15 protein-coding genes are annotated in these 15,797 nt (G+C 59.7%); 9 read left to right on the forward strand and 6 right to left on the reverse strand.

The features are described 5' to 3' along the window. Positions 1-109 precede the first annotated feature (109 nt). A complete protein-coding gene (locus RAC79_RS22250) occupies positions 110-1,528 on the forward strand; it encodes an aldehyde dehydrogenase family protein (RefSeq protein ID WP_174045001.1) in 1,419 nt (472 codons plus the stop codon). 46 nt (positions 1,529-1,574) lie between these two features. Here RAC79_RS22250 and RAC79_RS22255 read toward each other — a convergent pair whose 3' ends face one another. The 4 genes from RAC79_RS22255 to RAC79_RS22270 all read right to left on the reverse strand — a co-directional run bounded on the left by RAC79_RS22255 (position 1,575) and on the right by RAC79_RS22270 (position 3,615). Beyond that, a complete protein-coding gene (locus RAC79_RS22255; protein ID WP_272872071.1) occupies positions 1,575-1,706 on the reverse strand; it encodes a hypothetical protein in 132 nt (43 codons plus the stop codon). Between the two features lie 151 nt (positions 1,707-1,857). Further along, positions 1,858-2,028, reverse strand: coding sequence for a hypothetical protein (locus RAC79_RS22260; protein WP_162934162.1), 171 nt, complete (start codon positions 2,026-2,028; stop codon positions 1,858-1,860). 68 nt (positions 2,029-2,096) lie between these two features. Further along, positions 2,097-3,077, reverse strand: coding sequence for an alpha/beta fold hydrolase (locus tag RAC79_RS22265; RefSeq protein WP_174045004.1), 981 nt, complete (start codon positions 3,075-3,077; stop codon positions 2,097-2,099). A gap of 19 nt (positions 3,078-3,096) precedes the next feature. Further along, positions 3,097-3,615: a Dps family protein gene (locus RAC79_RS22270; protein WP_065656035.1), complete on the reverse strand. Its 519-nt coding sequence runs from the start codon at positions 3,613-3,615 to the stop codon at positions 3,097-3,099. A 412-nt stretch (positions 3,616-4,027) separates the two neighbouring features. Here RAC79_RS22270 and RAC79_RS22275 point away from each other — a divergent pair, with 412 nt between their 5' ends. From RAC79_RS22275 to RAC79_RS22305, 7 genes are all read left to right on the forward strand, one after another. Continuing rightward, positions 4,028-6,322 (forward strand): FdhF/YdeP family oxidoreductase, encoded by a 2,295-nt coding sequence (locus RAC79_RS22275; RefSeq protein WP_174039785.1) that lies wholly within the window; start codon positions 4,028-4,030, stop codon positions 6,320-6,322. Positions 6,323-6,572: 250 nt separating this feature from the next. Continuing rightward, entirely contained in the window at positions 6,573-8,153 is a 1,581-nt protein-coding gene (locus tag RAC79_RS22280) for an ATP-binding protein (protein ID WP_142844501.1), read from the forward strand. Beyond that, positions 8,146-8,802: a response regulator transcription factor gene (locus RAC79_RS22285; RefSeq protein ID WP_142844502.1), complete on the forward strand. Its 657-nt coding sequence runs from the start codon at positions 8,146-8,148 to the stop codon at positions 8,800-8,802. Before RAC79_RS22280 ends, RAC79_RS22285 begins: the two co-directional genes overlap by 8 nt. A gap of 66 nt (positions 8,803-8,868) precedes the next feature. Continuing rightward, the gene (locus tag RAC79_RS22290) at positions 8,869-9,243 is read left to right on the forward strand and encodes a response regulator transcription factor (RefSeq protein WP_080820869.1); all 375 of its coding nucleotides are present in this window, start codon (positions 8,869-8,871) and stop codon (positions 9,241-9,243) included. Positions 9,244-9,483: 240 nt separating this feature from the next. Next, positions 9,484-9,951 (forward strand): hypothetical protein, encoded by a 468-nt coding sequence (locus RAC79_RS22295; protein WP_065656040.1) that lies wholly within the window; start codon positions 9,484-9,486, stop codon positions 9,949-9,951. A gap of 1 nt (position 9,952) precedes the next feature. Continuing rightward, positions 9,953-11,200: an oxalate decarboxylase family bicupin gene (locus RAC79_RS22300; protein ID WP_142844503.1), complete on the forward strand. Its 1,248-nt coding sequence runs from the start codon at positions 9,953-9,955 to the stop codon at positions 11,198-11,200. A 101-nt stretch (positions 11,201-11,301) separates the two neighbouring features. After that, positions 11,302-12,414 (forward strand): FAD binding domain-containing protein, encoded by a 1,113-nt coding sequence (locus tag RAC79_RS22305; protein ID WP_142844504.1) that lies wholly within the window; start codon positions 11,302-11,304, stop codon positions 12,412-12,414. Between the two features lie 72 nt (positions 12,415-12,486). Here the strand turns inward: RAC79_RS22305 and RAC79_RS22310 are convergent, their stop codons facing one another. Further along, entirely contained in the window at positions 12,487-13,305 is an 819-nt protein-coding gene (locus RAC79_RS22310) for a helix-turn-helix transcriptional regulator (RefSeq protein WP_142844505.1), read from the reverse strand. Between the two features lie 107 nt (positions 13,306-13,412). Here RAC79_RS22310 and RAC79_RS22315 point away from each other — a divergent pair, with 107 nt between their 5' ends. After that, on the forward strand, positions 13,413-14,309 hold the full coding sequence (locus RAC79_RS22315; protein WP_220319243.1) for an SDR family oxidoreductase: 897 nt from the start codon (positions 13,413-13,415) through the stop codon (positions 14,307-14,309). A 122-nt stretch (positions 14,310-14,431) separates the two neighbouring features. Here RAC79_RS22315 and RAC79_RS22320 read toward each other — a convergent pair whose 3' ends face one another. Continuing rightward, positions 14,432-15,754, reverse strand: a complete 1,323-nt coding sequence (locus RAC79_RS22320; protein WP_078053583.1) for a solute carrier family 23 protein — start codon at positions 15,752-15,754, stop codon at positions 14,432-14,434. Positions 15,755-15,797: the final 43 nt, after the last annotated feature.

The following is a 15,797-nucleotide window of genomic DNA, read 5'->3' on the forward strand; positions in this document are numbered from 1 at the left end:
CTCTGATCAACTCAATGAAGCCTGCTTGCACCCATGCGGCGCGCCTCCAGCGCGTTCCGCGGCGGCCAGACGAGCCGGATTTCCAACCATCTTAAAAGAGGCCAGATCAATGCGATCAATTGAACACATCTATATCGACGGTAAATTTGTGGTGCCAGACGGCAATGAACGGCTGGACCTTTTCAATCCGGCGACGGAAGAAAAAATCGGCGATGTCCGGCTTGGCAATGCCGATGATGCAAGGGCCGCAGTGGCAGCCGCGAAACGGGCTTTTCCCGCCATGGCAACATCCACCAAGGCGCAGCGTATCGACATGCTGCGCAGCCTGCGCGATACGATCGAAGAGCGACCGGATGAGCTTACGCAGGTCATGACCGAAGAATACGGCGCGCCCGCTTATTTCACGGCTTTCTCCGTTCAAAACGCAGCGTCGATTTTTGATGTTATGGCTGAGACCGTGGCGAACTACGACTTTGACCGGGTCGTGGGCAAAAGCACGGTCAGGATGCTGCCGCGCGGCGTTCTCGCCGCCATCACGCCCTGGAACAGCAATTTCGGTTTTATCGCCACCAAGCTTGCGCATGCAATCGGTTCAGGCTCGTCCCTCGTCATCAAGCCGGCCGAACAGAGTGCGTTTCAGACGGATATTCTGGTGAGAAGGCTGCATCGGGCCGGCCTGCCGGCAGGAGTTTTCAACATTGTCAACGGCACGGGTCCGGTGGTCGGCGCGGCGCTGACGCAGGATCCCGACGTGGCGACCGTCAGTTTCACCGGTTCCACCCAGGCTGCAAAGATCATTCAGCGAGCGGCGATTGACGGCATGAAAAGGGTGGTTCTGGAGCTGGGAGGCAAAGCACCCACCATTATCCTGCCGGATGCCGACCTCGACAAGGCTATACCTGTCGCCCTGATGTCGGGCTTTGCAAACAGCGGCCAGGCCTGCGTCGCGGGTACCCGCATTCTGGCTCCGAGGTCCCGTCTCCCCGAGATTGCCGAGCGGTTGAGGATGGCGGCTGAAAAATTCAAAGTTGGCGATCCCCGTGATCCGGAGGTTCGGGTAGGCCCTCTCGCCAGCCTTGCCCAGTGGGAAAGGATCCAGACTTACATCCGGCTTGGTGTCGAAGAAGGAGCAACCCTGCTGACAGGCGGAACCGGACGCCCGGCCGGGATTGAAAAAGGATGGTTCGCCCGCCCGACAATCTTCGCAGATGTCGCGAACGAAATGCGCATCGCCCGCGAAGAAATCTTTGGTCCCGTCCTGTGTCTTCTCGCCTATGAGGACGAAGATGAGGCCGTCAAAATCGCCAATGATAGCGACTACGGATTGCAAGCCTATGTGCTTGGATCCGACATCAGACGCGCCGAACGCATCGCCGAGAGGTTGATGGCCGGCCGCGTCGTCATCAACGGCGCACCGCATGATCCCCGCGCGCCCTTCGGCGGTTTCAAGCAATCCGGTATCGGCAGGGAGATCGGTGCCTTCGGTCTCGACGGCATGCTCGAACCGCGAGCCGTTCTCACCCCGTAACGCGAGAAGTCTGCAGCGCCGGTCCCGGCGCACTCTCTCTTCTGCTTCAGGCCGACTTTGTATCCAGAAGTGTCAGCCGTGCGAAATCCGACGTTTGGTGACGCAACAGCAGGTCGAAAGAAACAGCCGGGATACGATCAACATCTACCTGTTTCGGACGCGACACGGCGTTGGTCATCTCGGATCTCCATCATGAATAACGATATTGCGCCACTTGATGGAGAAGCGTTGTGTCGAGAGTTTTCCATCGAAACCGAAAACGGTACCTCGATGTAGCCTGTCTGGTTGCTGATACAATAAGCTACGGTCGAGGACGGCAATCACATCGATCAGACCTGAAATTTCGTTTCGTTGTTCGAAGGATCCGGCTTCGCATCGACGCGATTTTCCGCCTCGGCCTGCTGCGACAGAGGAAGCTCCAGTTGGATGTCCTCCATCTCGGGCAGGCTGGCGATGCCGTCACGAAGGGCAAGGTCTTCATAAGATGGTTTGAACGGCATCGGAATCTCCTTCCGCGCGGGAAATTGGCCGCCATCCGCTTTTTCCGGCGGCGACCCTTTACCGGTGATCAGCTCTTCACGAAGGCCAGCAGATCCGGATTGATGATGTCGGCATGAGTTGTCAGCATGCCGTGCGGATATCCCTTATACACCTTCAGCGTGCCATTCTTCAGCAATTTGACCGACAATTCGGCAGAATCTGCGATCGGCACGACCTGGTCGTCATCGCCGTGCAGAACGAGCGTCGGCACCGTGATCGCCTTCAGGTCTTCCGTCTGATCGGTTTCCGAGAAGGCCTTGACGCCGTCGTAATGGGCCTTGGCGCTGCCCATCATACCCTGACGCCACCAGTTCTGGATAACACCGGGAAAGACTTTGGCATCCGGACGATTGAAGCCGTAAAACGGACCGGTCGGCACGTCGAGGAAGAACTGGGCGCGGTGTTCGGCCACACCCTTGCGGAAGCTGTCGAAGACTTCGATCGGCAGACCGCCGGGATTGGAAGGCGTCTTCAGCATCAGTGGCGGAACGGCGGAGACGAGAACGGCCTTGGCGACACGGCCCTGCGGTTCGCCGAATTTTGCGACGTAACGCGCGACCTCACCACCGCCAGTCGAGTGTCCGATATGAACAGCATTCCTGAGATCGAGATGTTCGGCAACGGCGGATGCATCGGCGGCATAATGATCCATGTCGTGACCGTCGCTCACCTGCTGGGAACGGCCGTGGCCGCGACGGTCATGGGCGACGACGCGGTAACCGTTGTTTACGAAGAACAGCATCTGGGCATCCCAGTCGTCGGAGGATAGCGGCCAGCCGTGATGGAACACGATGGGCTGGGCATCCTTCGGACCCCAATCCTTGAAATAGATATCGACGCCGTCCTTGGTCTTTACGAATGATTCGGTCATTGGAAATGCTCCTTCGTTGCGGGATGGGATGGATTTTGAAAAGGCTGTTGATGGCACTGCCATCGCAGCGGAAAGCGCGGCACCGGCCAGCAGAAGACGTCGTCTCGAAAGCGCCAGCGCAATTGGATCGTCGGTCATGTCGGTTTCCTGCCTGGCTTCAGCGGGAGCGACGGGTGGTTTCGAACAGGAACCATGTGCGGCGCTCGGTCTCGTCGATCCAGTTTTCGATCAGGCTGGTGGTGGCGTGATCGTTGAGGTCGGAGGTGAGGTTGTGCGTTTGTCGCAGGATGGCGGTCAGCTGCTTGTTGTCCTCGCGCAGTTCGGCGAGCATGTCCTCCGGGGTGACGAAGTCGGCATCATTATCAAGGAGACGCTGGAGGCGGCCGATATGACCGATGGAACGGATGGTGGTGCCGCCGACCTTGCGCGCCCTTTCAGCAATGTCGTCGGTCATCGCGAATATCTGCGCCCCCTGTTCGTCCAGCAGCATGTGATAATCACGAAAATGCGGACCGGAAACATGCCAGTGGAAATTCTTGGTCTTGATGTAGAGCGTGAAGACATCCGCCAGCAGGGCGGTCAATGCGGCGGCGATGTCGCGGCTCGCTTCGGCACCGAGGTCAGTCGGCGTTGCGAGTGGAAGCTTGCGGTTGCTGGCAACTGTGGTCATGTCCATGATCGTTCTCCTTTTGCAATCGACCGCCCGATGTTGAGCGCCCCTGTTGCGGCTGTCTGATCGGCACCGAGGATAGAAAGAAGAATGGCTCGGGAGAAATCGGCTGGTGGTACAGTCCACCCGATACCTAAGTGTAGTTTCGGCGGGTTCCCACCCGGGATAGTTTTTGCCTGTCGCCCTGCCCCAGGGCGATTGGCTCGCAGAAGCCATGAACTCCGGTATCCCCTCTCCCGGAGCCGCGGATCTCCTCCCGATCCGCCAAGGCCGCCCCCGCCGCAGGAGGCGGCCTTTTTCGTTCCGCCCTCCAGGGAGCAGGCAACCTATGCCTGAGTATGATGTTTACCCATCCGCAGTTGCGCTAGCGTCAGCGGGCACGACAATCGTCAATCTGCAAAATCGAAGGAACTCCGACATGGCAGAAGAGCGGCCGGAAGGTATTGAAAAATACGATCATCCCGCTGGCGGCTGGGATGCGTTGAAAGCTGTCGCGAAAACGCTCGCGCATCAGCAGATCGTCGCACAGGGCACGATGACGCTCCTCAAGGCCAATAAGCCCGAAGGTTTCGACTGTCCCGGCTGCGCCTGGCCCGACCCCAAACACACCTCATCGTTCGAGTTCTGTGAAAACGGCGCCAAGGCAATCACCTGGGAATCGACGGCGAAACGATCCGGACCCGAATTTTTCGCGCAGCATACGGTTTCCGAACTGTGGCAATGGACCGATCACAAGCTTGAGGATGCCGGCCGGCTAACCCTTCCCCTGCATTACAATTCCGAAAAGGACCGCTATGAACCGATCGCCTGGGACGATGCCTTCAGCCTGATCGCACGGGAACTCAACAAGCTTGACGACCCCGACAAGGCTGAGTTCTACACGTCCGGCCGGGCATCCAATGAGGCTGCGTTTCTCTACCAGCTTTTCGTGCGCGCCTATGGCACGAACAATTTCCCTGACTGTTCCAATATGTGCCATGAGGCGACAAGCGTCGGCCTTCCGAAATCCATCGGTGTCGGCAAAGGCACGGTGACGCTGGAGGATTTCGATCATGCCGATGCGATCTTCAGCTTCGGCCACAATCCCGGCACCAACCATCCCCGCATGATGACGACTCTGCATAATGCCGCAAAACGCGGCGTGCCGATCGTCGTGTTCAATCCGCTGAAGGAACGCGCGCTCGAACGGTTCGCCGCGCCGCAGGACCCGATCGAGATGGCGACGCTCTCTTCGACGCCAATCGCCTCCGCCTATCACCAGCTTCGCACCGGAGGCGATCTCGCCGCCCTCAAGGGCATTATGAAGGCGGTGTTCGAACTCGATGCGGAGAGCCTTCAGGCGGACCGCGGCGGCGTACTCGACCGGGCTTTCATCGATGAACATACCGCAGGCCTCGACGCGCTTCGCGCCGATATCGACGCGACGTCCTGGGATATGATCTGCTCAGTCAGCGGGCTGACGAAGGAGGCTATAGAGAGTGTTGCGAGGATTTATGTGAACGCTTCTAACGTCATTATCTGTTACGGCATGGGTATAACCCAGCACGCCAAGGGTACCAGCAACGTACAGCAGATCGCCAATCTCCTGCTGCTGCGTGGAAATATGGGCCGCCCCGGGGCGGGAATAGCGCCCATTCGCGGCCATTCCAACGTTCAGGGAGACCGTACCGTCGGCATTACCGAAATCCCGAACAAGGCGCTGTTGGACGGCATGGAGCGCGCTTTCGGTTTCCGCCCATCTGCGGAGAAGGGTCACAACGCGATAGAAGCCGTGGAGGCAATCATCGCCGGCAAATCCCGCGCACTTATCTGCCTCGGCGGCAATCTCGCCGTCGCCATGTCGGATACAGGCGCGACCTTCGAGGGCATGCGCAACCTCGATCTGGCCGTTAATATCGCAACGAAGCTCAACCGCTCTCATCTTTTGACAGCAAAGACATCGCTGATCCTGCCTTGCCTTGGACGCACCGATCTGGATACTCAGGCGTCAGGACCGCAGGCTGTAACAGTCGAGGATTCGATGTCGATGGTGCATGCCTCTCGCGGTTTCCTCAATCCACCAGGGGAACTGGTGAGGTCAGAGCCCGCCATCATCGCCGGCATCGCCAAGGCGACCGTCGGAAACCGTCACGGAATTGATTGGGACTGGCTGATTGCCGATTACGACCGAATCCGTGACAAGATCGAAGAGGTCTTTCCAGATTTCAGGGATTTCAACAGCCGGGTTCGGGTAAAAGGCGGTTTTCGCCTCGATGTCGCGGCCTCCTTCCGCCGTTGGAACACGCAGAGCGGCAGGGCCAATTTCCTCGTCGCCACAGGACTTGAGGAAGACCCGCTCATCTCCAATCCGGAAGCACTCGTGCTGACCACGATCCGCAGTCACGATCAGTACAATACGACGATCTATGGCATGGATGACCGTTATCGCGGCGTCTTCGGCCGAAGGGACATCATCTTCATGAACCGGCACGACCTTGCCGCGCGCGGCCTGAAGGATGGTGATCGCATCGATATTCACGGCATCGGCCCGGAAAATGAGGGCCGACACCTCGTTCAGGGTTTCACGGCGGTCGAATACAATATCCCGAAGGGATCGGCCGCAGGCTATTATCCGGAGATGAATGCGGTGGTGGCGCTCGGCCATTATGACCGCCTTTCCGGAACGCCTTCCTACAAGGGTGTCCCGATCACGGTGAGTCCGGCAGCCGCCTGACGCCCGGAGGCCCGGCGCGCAATGCAACGGTCTTTGCACGCTCTTTTCCCCACCGTTTGGGCTGGACGTCACCTCGGGCCATCAGGCATGGCCTGTGGAAGACGGGCCATATATGCGGATTTTTCGATATATCGCCGTGCCGTTTTACCGCTATCCTGATGTTTCGACGACGGTGGCAACCAAGACCTATGTATAGGTCAGGTTGTGCTGAAAAAACCGTATTGTCGGCAAAAATCGCATCGGGGGAACAATGTCGATTGCGTCAAGGATGTTTCGCGCGCGCGAACCGGAAGGTGGAGCGCACCATCTGGCTTTTGGTCTTGGGGCGCTGGCGCTGGCGGCCGCGGTATTTTACGTTGATACCTATACCGACATAGAAGGCGCGATCGCGGTGCTTTATGTCATCACGGTCCTTTTGGCCGCGCAGACTGTAAGTTGGTCGGGACTGATCGTGATCTCCTGCGCCTGCGCCATTCTTTCCCTCCTGTCCTATGCAGCGACCCACGCGCAGGATGCGGATTTCCAGTCGGCGCTTCGGTTGGTCGTCGCCCTTGCGGCACTTGCCGTCACCACCATGCTGCTTTTGAAAACCGAGACCGCCCGGCTGGCAATGTTGTCCGTCAATGCGGCGCTGAAGGAAAGCGAGGAGCGTTATCGCTCCATTTTCGATCGTACGCGCGTCGCACTTTGGGAACGCGACTATTCGAAGCTTCACGCCCTGCTGATGGGCCTCAAGCAACGGGGCATCACCGACATGCGGGCCCATGCCCGCGCCAATCCGGGTTTTACGCAGCAATGCATCGATCTCATCACCGTCGTTGCATCGAATGAAGCCGGAAAGGAAATGCTGGGTTACGATTCCTCTATCCGCGGCACCCTTCAGCGATCGGTCGTGTCTTCATCCGGCAAGTTCGTCGATGTGCTGCAGGCGATCATCGACAATCAGGGTGTCTTTGAAGACAAGGTGGTGGTGCGCACCGACAGCGGCGAAGACAAGCTGGTGCTTCTTTCAATCAGTTTCCCCGCGGAGGCGGCCTCCTTCAATCGTGTGGTGGTCAGCATGGTGGATATCACCCAGCGCGAAATGGCGCTGAAGGCGCTGGCTGAAGCTCAGGCGGAATTGACAAAGGCCTCGAAGGCGGCGGCCGTCGGAGCCATGTCCGCATCGCTCTCCCACGAACTGAACCAGCCGCTTGGCGCCATCATCGTCAATGCGCAGACATTGCTGCGCTGGCTCGATCGCGATCCGCCGGATCTCGCCGCCGCCCGCCGCTCGGCCGAACGCATGATCCGCGACGGGCAGCGCGCTAGTGAAATCATCCAGAACACGCGCAGCCTGCTCGCCCATACGAGCGGCAAGGTGGAAACCTTCGACCTCGATGAGTTCATCGACGAAACGCTAAGCCTTCTCGAACATGAGCTGGAACGCAGCAGAAGCACGGTGCATGTGGAAAAAGCGGCCACGCCGCCGATAACAGCCGTCAGGATCGAATTGCAGCAGGTCCTCATCAATCTTCTCACAAACGCCATTCAGGCCATGGAAGAGGCGGGCACCGTCAATCGCACCATCACGGTGCGGAAGGAACGTGAAGACAGGGACAATATTCATATTGCGGTTCACGACAACGGACCGGGTTTCCCGGCGCAGATGAAGGAAAAGCTGTTTTCGCCGTTTTTCACGACCAAGGAAACGGGAATGGGCATGGGGCTTTCCATCTGCCGCACGACACTCGAAGCACGGGGCGGCAGACTTACTGGTGACAATCATCCTCTCGGCGGGGCGGTCTTTACCATTTCCATGCCGATCAGCCAGGAGATGGAACATGCCTGAGCAACGCAGGACGACAAAGGAGCCGCTGTCACCCATCGTGTTCATCGTCGACGACGATGTGTCGATGCGCGAGGCGCTCACCGATCTTTTCCGCTCCATGAAGTTCGATGCCGAAGCTTTCGACAGCGCCGGCGCCTTTCTTGAAAAAGCCAATCTGAACCGGCCTGGCTGCCTGCTGCTTGATGTGCGGCTTCCGGGCATAAGCGGCCTGGATTTCCAGATGCAGCTGGAACGCGTCGGCAACCGGATGCCGATCATTTTCATGACCGGCTTCGGCGATATTCCGATGAGCGTGCGGGCGATGAAGGCGGGCGCCGTGGATTTTCTGACCAAGCCCTTCAAGGAACAGGACATTCTCGACGCTGTCGCGGCCGCGATGGAGCGGGATGCGTCACGACGCCGCGAAAGCGCCCAGAACGACGCCGTCACCTCCCTTGCCGAACAACTGACGCCAAGAGAACGCGAGGTCATGGGCGCCGTTGTCCGCGGCCTGATGAACAAGCAGATCGCCTACGAACTCGGCATAAGCGAGGTCACCGTGAAGCTGCATCGGGGCAATGTCATGCGCAAGATGGAGGCGAGATCCCTCGCCGATCTCGTGCGCAAAGCGGAGCTGATCGGCGAGAAGCTACGGCCACCTGTATCTTAGTATGGTATCTTTGATAGCGGCATGGGCGCATAGAAGAAGAAAGAAAAACAGAAAAGGTCGCTTTCATTGCCCCCCGTTCCCGTCATTGCTGTCGTCGACGACGATCCCGCCATTCGCGAAGCCATGGATGATCTGATCATGTCCTTTGGTTACGAATGCCGCCTGTTTGCTTCTGCCGAAGAATTCCTGGAATCGAAGCAGCAGGCGGGCATCGACTGCATCGTCGTGGACGTGAAAATGCCCGGTCTTTCCGGCATCGAGTTGCAGAGCGAGCTGAACCGGCGCGGCGACCATCCGCCCATGATCTTCGTCACCTCCTATCAGGATGAGCGCACCCGGAACGCGGCTTTGAACGGCGGCGCATTGGCCTTTCTCGGCAAGCCAGTCAATATCGTCAGTCTGATCGGATGCCTGCAATCCGTGCTCAACGCGCAATCCTGACGACAATCTTTCCCGAGTGAAATCCATCGCTATTTCATGCTCCGACGCGTGCGTCCGGGCATGCGTTGTCGTTGGGCGAGCGCCATTTCCTGGATTGTTTCGCCGCCAAGACGTTCCGCTATACGAACTAGACCTCTGTATAGATGCCGGCCCCGCCTCTCCGCCGTAACCTTTGCTCCAGTCAAGCGCCTCCCTTCCGGACGCTCCCGACGACACCACCACCCATTTCAGGAGCAGGGCATGACCTCCATCAGCAAGAATGCCGACGCGCAAAGACGGCGTCACCTCAAAGTCGCAGCAATGTTGGTTCTGGGTGCGGTCGCCTTGTTCGGAGGAAATGTACTCCTGATCAGGGATAGCGAGCCGGCGCTCGCGGCCTCCGAAGACGTCGCATCAGCCAGCGCCTTCCGCATCCTCACACCGCAGACGATCGACAGGCCTTACGGACATTCCGCGCCTGTCGCGTCTGCCGGCGATGCAACCGAAGGCAAAGAGACTGTAGCGGCCACCGACGACACATCCTGCGTCGCCATGCGCGCCGCCCGAAAAACGGACCGGCACGACACGCTGGATCCAAAAGCCTTCTGTCAGCTCCAACACCGCCTCTTCAATGCCGAGCTGATCGACCGCATCGCCTTGCTCCAACTCGCATCACAGACCCACACAATCGACACCTCGTCCCAACTCGCTATGAACAAGGAGTTCTGAAATGGAAACGTTGACCAGACGCGCAGTCCTCGCAATCGGCGCCGTCGGCGGCACCGCCCTTGCCGCCAGCGCGGCCGGAGCAGCATCTTTCGGCAATCCCGATCAGCCCGCCGAGGGAGCAATTAATGCCAATGCCGCCGGCCTCAGCGATCCCGGCCCGAAGAACCCTGCGATCAACAACCAGTTTCCGTCTTTCCAGAGCCCACCGGCGACCGATGTTGGCGACATGCAGCTTTTCTGGGGTTCGTTCAACAACGCCGCCAAACGTATCCAGAATGGCGGCTGGGCACGTCAGGTGACCAAGTCGGACTTCGCGATTTCGGATGCCGTGTCCGGCGTCAACATGCGGCTCGGACCGGGCGGCATTCGTGAGATGCACTGGCACCGCGCCGCAGAATGGGCGATCATGACCAACGGGCGTTGCCGCATCACGGTGCTCGATACGCAGGGCCGCGCTTATGTGCAGGATGTGGAGGCCGGTGATCTCTGGTATTTTCCGGCCGGCTACCCCCATTCGCTGCAGGGACTTGGTCCCGACGGTTGCGAATTCGTCATCGTGTTCGACGAAGGCGACCAGTCCGAATATGGCACCCTGCTTCTCACCGACTGGTTGGCGCACACCTCGCCCGAGCTGCTGGCAAAGAATTTCGGCGTCGTGCCGGACGTGTTCCGGAACATTCCACTGCAGAACCTCTGGATATTCCAGGGCAAGGAGCCTGGACCGCTCTCCCGGGATCAGGAAGCCGTTGCCGGCGCGGGGCTTCCGCCGTTCCCGTTCACCTATAAACTCGCGGCATCAAAACCACTGAAGGAAAACGCTGCCGGCGTCATTCGTCTCGCCGACAGCAGCGCCTTTACCGTGTCCAAAACCATCGCCGCCGCCATCGAAACGATCAAGCCCGGCGGGGTGCGCGAAATGCACTGGCACCCCAACGCGGACGAATGGCAATACTGGATCAAGGGTGAAGGCCGAATGACCGTGTTCGACGCGGGGCCACGCAGCCAGACCGCGGATTTCCGTGCTGGCGACATTGGCTACGTGAAGAGGAGCCAGGGCCACATCATCGAAAATACCGGCAAGACCGACCTGCAATTCGTCGCGGTCTTCAAGACCGCCGAATACCAGGAGGTCAGCCTGTCGTCCTGGCTGACCCACACCCCGCCGGCGCTCGTGGCCCAGCATCTCAACGTCAGCATCGAGGATGTGGCGAAGTTTCCCGCAAACCAGCCGGCGATCATGCCGGGCTGAACATCCTGCCCACACTTTGACCGGCGTTTCGGCATACCCGATCCGCAGGTCTTCCAAGACAGGACGCAACGCAAAACCAGTATCGAAAGTCAGGAACAGCCATGAAACCATTGACGATCCGGATCGCCGGCGGCTCGCTTGCCGGTCTCTTCACGGCGACATTGCTTCAGCAGGACGGGCACGATGTGAAAGTCTACGAACGCTCTGCATCCGGCCTCGCAGGGCGTGGTGCAGGACTGGTGCCACAGCAGGAATTATTCGAGGTTCTAGACCAGATCGGCTGCGAAGACGTCTCCCATGTCGGTGTGGTTGCAAAGGAGCGCATCTACCTCGACGCCGGCGGCCACGTCGCCCAGCGCCAGAAGACGCCGCAGATGCAGATTTCATGGGACTATCTCTTCGAGAGCGTATCCTCCCGCCTCCTCGCCGATACCTATCGTCTCGGACACCATATCAACGCGGTTCGGGAAGGCCCTGATGGAGTGACACTATCCTTCACCGACGGCACGGAAGACCGCGCCGATCTGGTGATCGGCGCGGATGGCCTGGGTTCGGTCATACGCAAGGCGGTTAATCGTCATTCAGAAAACGCCTTTGCGGGTTACGTCGCCTGGCGCGGACTGATCCTGGAAACCAAATTGCCGGCCGATGCATCCCTGCTGCTCGACCGCTTCGCTTTTTATATCGCACCCGGCATTCATGTTTTGGGTTACCTCGTGCCGGGCCCAAAGGGTGAGACACAACAGGGACAGCGCCGTTACAACTGGGTATGGTATCGCCCCACACCGGCTGACGAGCTGCCCCGCACCTTCGCCGGCCGCGACGGCAGGCATTTCGAGCATTCGCTCCCCCGAGGTGAGCTGGCCGAACAGCGCCGCGAGCAACTGCGCAGCGACGCGTTTTCCCTTCTGCCGCCGCAACTGGCTCTTGCGGTCGAAGCCGAGGAAACCCCATCGATCCAGGGCATTTTTGACTATGAGGCTGAACAGATGGTGTCGCCACATATGGCGCTGGTCGGGGATTCCGCCTTTGTGGTTCGCCCTCACACCGCAATGGGCGTTTCCAAGGCCGCAGGCGACGCAATGGCACTACGCGACGCCCTGCGACAGACGGACGACCTGCCTGCAGCCCTTTCACGATATCAGAAAACCCGCCTGCCGGTGGGCAAGTCAATCGCCGCCTATGGCCGGAGGCTTGCCGAGACCGCGATCTGAAGACGGGTCAAAATCAGGTCCGCCCGGCGTCATTGTTGTCCGCGACTTGTGCCTACGGCTAAGCGCAGGGGGTCATCCGGATTTTGCGATCAGGGCGCGAAATCGCTCGCTCATTTCAGGGTTGGCGGGATTATAGACCATCATGTTGAGATCCGAGCGTCCCTCCACCGCAAAGCATGAAAACTCCAGTTCGATTGTTCCCAGAACCGGATGGTGTAGGCGCTTGAGGCCCTCGTGCATGCTTGTGACCTCGTTGTCATCCCACATGGCCTTGAATTCGGGGCTGGCGGCCGAGAGCTCATCGACAAGTTGCTGGATGCCGGCGCCAGCGCCGGCGCGCGCGGCATCTGCCCGGAACGCGCCGACCACGTAGCGGGCGACATTGCGCCAGTCCTCCTGGGCAGTGCGCACCCGATCATCGGAGAAAATCAGACGCAGAATGTTGCGGTTCTCCCTCGCCAGTTTGCTGTAATCCGTGAGGATGACGGCGGCGGCCCGGTTCCATGCCAGGACGTCCCATGTCGCCGTTCTGATGATCGCGGGGCTGAAGGGCAACGCGTCAAGCACGCCCTGAAGACGGGGCGTTATCGTCTCGGGCTGACGATAACGCTGCTCGGGCAGATGTCCGAAGGCCAATATATGCAGGTGGTCGCGCTCAGGATCGGTCAGCATCAGTCCTTTGGCGATACGATCCAGCACATCCGCCGAGGGCGAACCGCCGCGACCCTGCTCCAGCCACGTATACCAGGTCGGACTTATGTTGGCACGCTGGGCGACCTCCTCCCGGCGCAGACCCGGTGTGCGGCGGCGGCCGATGGGAAAACCAAACGTTGCAGGATCAAGCCGCAGGCGGCGATCACGCAGGAAGGTGCTAAGTGCATTCTCCGTCATTACATTTCTCGCCGCAGCCTGTTGAGAATTATACCATGATAAAGTCACTACTTTAACAGGACAATTCTTCATGAGATCACCCTCCCCGTCAACGCGGGAGATTTTGTATGCGTGTTTTTCTGACAGGTGCCACCGGGTTCATCGGCTCCCGGATTCTTCGTGAACTGCTCATCGACGGCCATGAGGTAGTCGGCCTCACCCGCTCGGAGGCCGGCGCAAAAGCGCTGCAGGCCGCTGGAGCTTCCGCCCACATCGCAACGCTGGAAGATGCGGCCAGACTCGCCGGGGGTGCAGAGACTGCCGATGCCGTCATCCATACGGCTTTCGACCATGATTTCGCGAATTTCGCCGCCAATTGCGAAAAGGATCGCCGGGTGATCGCGGCGCTCGGTGCCGTATTGGCTGGTTCCGACAGGCCGATGCTCATCACCTCAGGGGTCGGCATGGGTGACCCCGGCAATGGCGAACCCGCCCGGGAGGATGTGTTCGATACGCATCATTTCAATCCGCGCATCGCCTCGGAACTCGCGGGCCAGGAGCAATTGCAGGCGGGCGTCAATCTCGGCGTCGTCCGGCTCCCGCAGGTGCATGACACGGTAAAACAGGGCCTCATCTCGCCCTATATCGAGATGTCGCGCGAAAAAGGCATTGTCGCTTATGTCGAGGACGGCGGCAATCGCTGGTCAGCCGGGCATGTGGACGATGTGGCGAAGCTCTACGTGATGGCGCTCCTTCGGGCGGAGCGGGGTGCTCGCTATAATGCCGTGGCGGAAGAAGGCGTTGTGGTGCGCGATATTGCCGGGATAGTTGCCGAGAGGCTTGGGCTGCCGCTCGTTTCCATAGGCAAAGAGGACGCCGCCGGCCATTTCGGCTGGTTTGCCCTGTTCGCCGCCATGGATCTTACGGCCTCCAGCGCGCTCACCCGGGAGAAACTCGGCTGGATACCCACTGGACCGGGCCTGCTCGACGATCTCAGAGCCATGGACTACGCGACGATCGAATAACCGGCAGGCAGGCGTCCGCCTCACGCCTGTCGTCAGGATCAGATGCGGCGAAGATGGCAACACGGCAGCACCGGGAAAACCGATGCTGCTTCCAAACATGGTGGATGTTCAGGTGGCAGGCATCACTTGCCCGACGCCCGTCTGCCAAGGCCCAGCAGGTGGTAAAAGGCAATCGCTCCGATTGTTGCCGTGCCGATGCCATCGAGCGTGAAGCCCGCGACATTGAGCTTGAAGTTGCCGGCGCCCAGCACCAGCGCGATACCCACGGTGATGAGGTTGCGCGGCTCGGAAAAATCGACCCTGTTTTCAACCCAGATCCGCCCAGCTGTCGCCGCGATGAGGCCGAAGACCACGACGGAAAGGCCGCCGATGACCGGTCCGGGGATGGTCTGAATGAGCGCACCGAATTTCGGCGAAAAGCCGAGAATGATGGCCACCAGTGCAGCTACGACGAAGACGAGCGTCGAGAAAATGCGGGTTATCGCCATGACACCCATGTTTTCGGCATAGGTCGTCATGCCGGTTCCACCGAAGGCGCCTGAGAACATCGTCGCAATGCCGTCACCGATAAAGGCGCGACCGAGATAACGATCGAGGTTCTGCCCGGTCATCGCGCCTATCGCCTTGATATGCCCGAGATTTTCCGCCACGAGAATGACGACGACCGGAGCAATCAGCGCAATCGCGGAGCCGGAAAATACCGGCGCGGTGAATGTCGGCAGACCGAACCACGATGCGGCCGCAACGCCTGCAAAATCGACCGGTTTGCCGAGACCGAGGCCGTTCGCCACCACGAGATAAGCGATATAGGCAATCGCGCCGCCGAGAAGAATGGGCAAGCGGCGCGCCATGCCGGGCGCATAGACAGCAATCGCGCCGACCGATGTGACAGTCAGGATCGCAATCCAGCGCGACAGCTGGTCGCCGTCGGGATTGCCCGGGCCGGAGCCGGAAGCGCTTGCAATCGCAATGGGTGCGAGAACGAGACCGATTGCCGCAACGATCGCGCCGGTCAGAACCGGCGGCATCAGCTTTTCGATCCAGTCATGGCCGGCGATCATGACGATGACGCCGATCAGGGCATAAAGCACACCTGCGGCGATGATGCCGCCGAGCGCCAGCGCGATATCAGGGCTCGCCGCGCCCGCGGCCGCACCCGTTGCCACGAGCACCGGTCCGATGAACGCAAAGGAAGAGCCAAGATAGCTCGGGACACGTCCGCCAACGGCGATGAAGAAAATCAGTGTCGAGATGCCCGAAAACAGGATAGAGACGTTCGGATCAAACCCCATGATCAATGGTGCAAGAACCGTCGATCCGAACATCGCCACGACATGCTGAAGACCGAGCACCGCCGTCTGCCCCGCAGGCAGACGCTCATCGGGCAGGATGCGCCCTTCGGTTTTCAGTCGCCAGCGCGGAAAATAACCACCGGTATCACTCATGTCGCCCCCCAGGAAACAGCCGGCACGCGCTTCCCGGGTTTTC

Source organism: Agrobacterium sp. LR_9 (assembly GCF_041954855.1).
GTDB lineage: Bacteria > Pseudomonadota > Alphaproteobacteria > Rhizobiales > Rhizobiaceae > Agrobacterium > Agrobacterium leguminum.

Coding starts and splice junctions, on each gene's coding strand:
- RAC79_RS22255 (WP_272872071.1), bottom strand. CDS start 1,706: ATGACCAACGCCGTGTCGCGTCCGAAACAGGTAGATGTTGATCGTATC.
- RAC79_RS22265 (WP_174045004.1), bottom strand. CDS start 3,077: ATGACCGACGATCCAATTGCGCTGGCGCTTTCGAGACGACGTCTTCTG.
- RAC79_RS22285 (WP_142844502.1), top strand. CDS start 8,146: ATGCCTGAGCAACGCAGGACGACAAAGGAGCCGCTGTCACCCATCGTG.
- RAC79_RS22270 (WP_065656035.1), bottom strand. CDS start 3,615: ATGGACATGACCACAGTTGCCAGCAACCGCAAGCTTCCACTCGCAACG.
- RAC79_RS22280 (WP_142844501.1), top strand. CDS start 6,573: ATGTCGATTGCGTCAAGGATGTTTCGCGCGCGCGAACCGGAAGGTGGA.
- RAC79_RS22300 (WP_142844503.1), top strand. CDS start 9,953: ATGGAAACGTTGACCAGACGCGCAGTCCTCGCAATCGGCGCCGTCGGC.
- RAC79_RS22260 (WP_162934162.1), bottom strand. CDS start 2,028: ATGCCGTTCAAACCATCTTATGAAGACCTTGCCCTTCGTGACGGCATC.
- RAC79_RS22310 (WP_142844505.1), bottom strand. CDS start 13,305: ATGACGGAGAATGCACTTAGCACCTTCCTGCGTGATCGCCGCCTGCGG.
- RAC79_RS22315 (WP_220319243.1), top strand. CDS start 13,413: ATGCGTGTTTTTCTGACAGGTGCCACCGGGTTCATCGGCTCCCGGATT.
- RAC79_RS22275 (WP_174039785.1), top strand. CDS start 4,028: ATGGCAGAAGAGCGGCCGGAAGGTATTGAAAAATACGATCATCCCGCT.
- RAC79_RS22305 (WP_142844504.1), top strand. CDS start 11,302: ATGAAACCATTGACGATCCGGATCGCCGGCGGCTCGCTTGCCGGTCTC.
- RAC79_RS22250 (WP_174045001.1), top strand. CDS start 110: ATGCGATCAATTGAACACATCTATATCGACGGTAAATTTGTGGTGCCA.
- RAC79_RS22320 (WP_078053583.1), bottom strand. CDS start 15,754: ATGAGTGATACCGGTGGTTATTTTCCGCGCTGGCGACTGAAAACCGAA.
- RAC79_RS22295 (WP_065656040.1), top strand. CDS start 9,484: ATGACCTCCATCAGCAAGAATGCCGACGCGCAAAGACGGCGTCACCTC.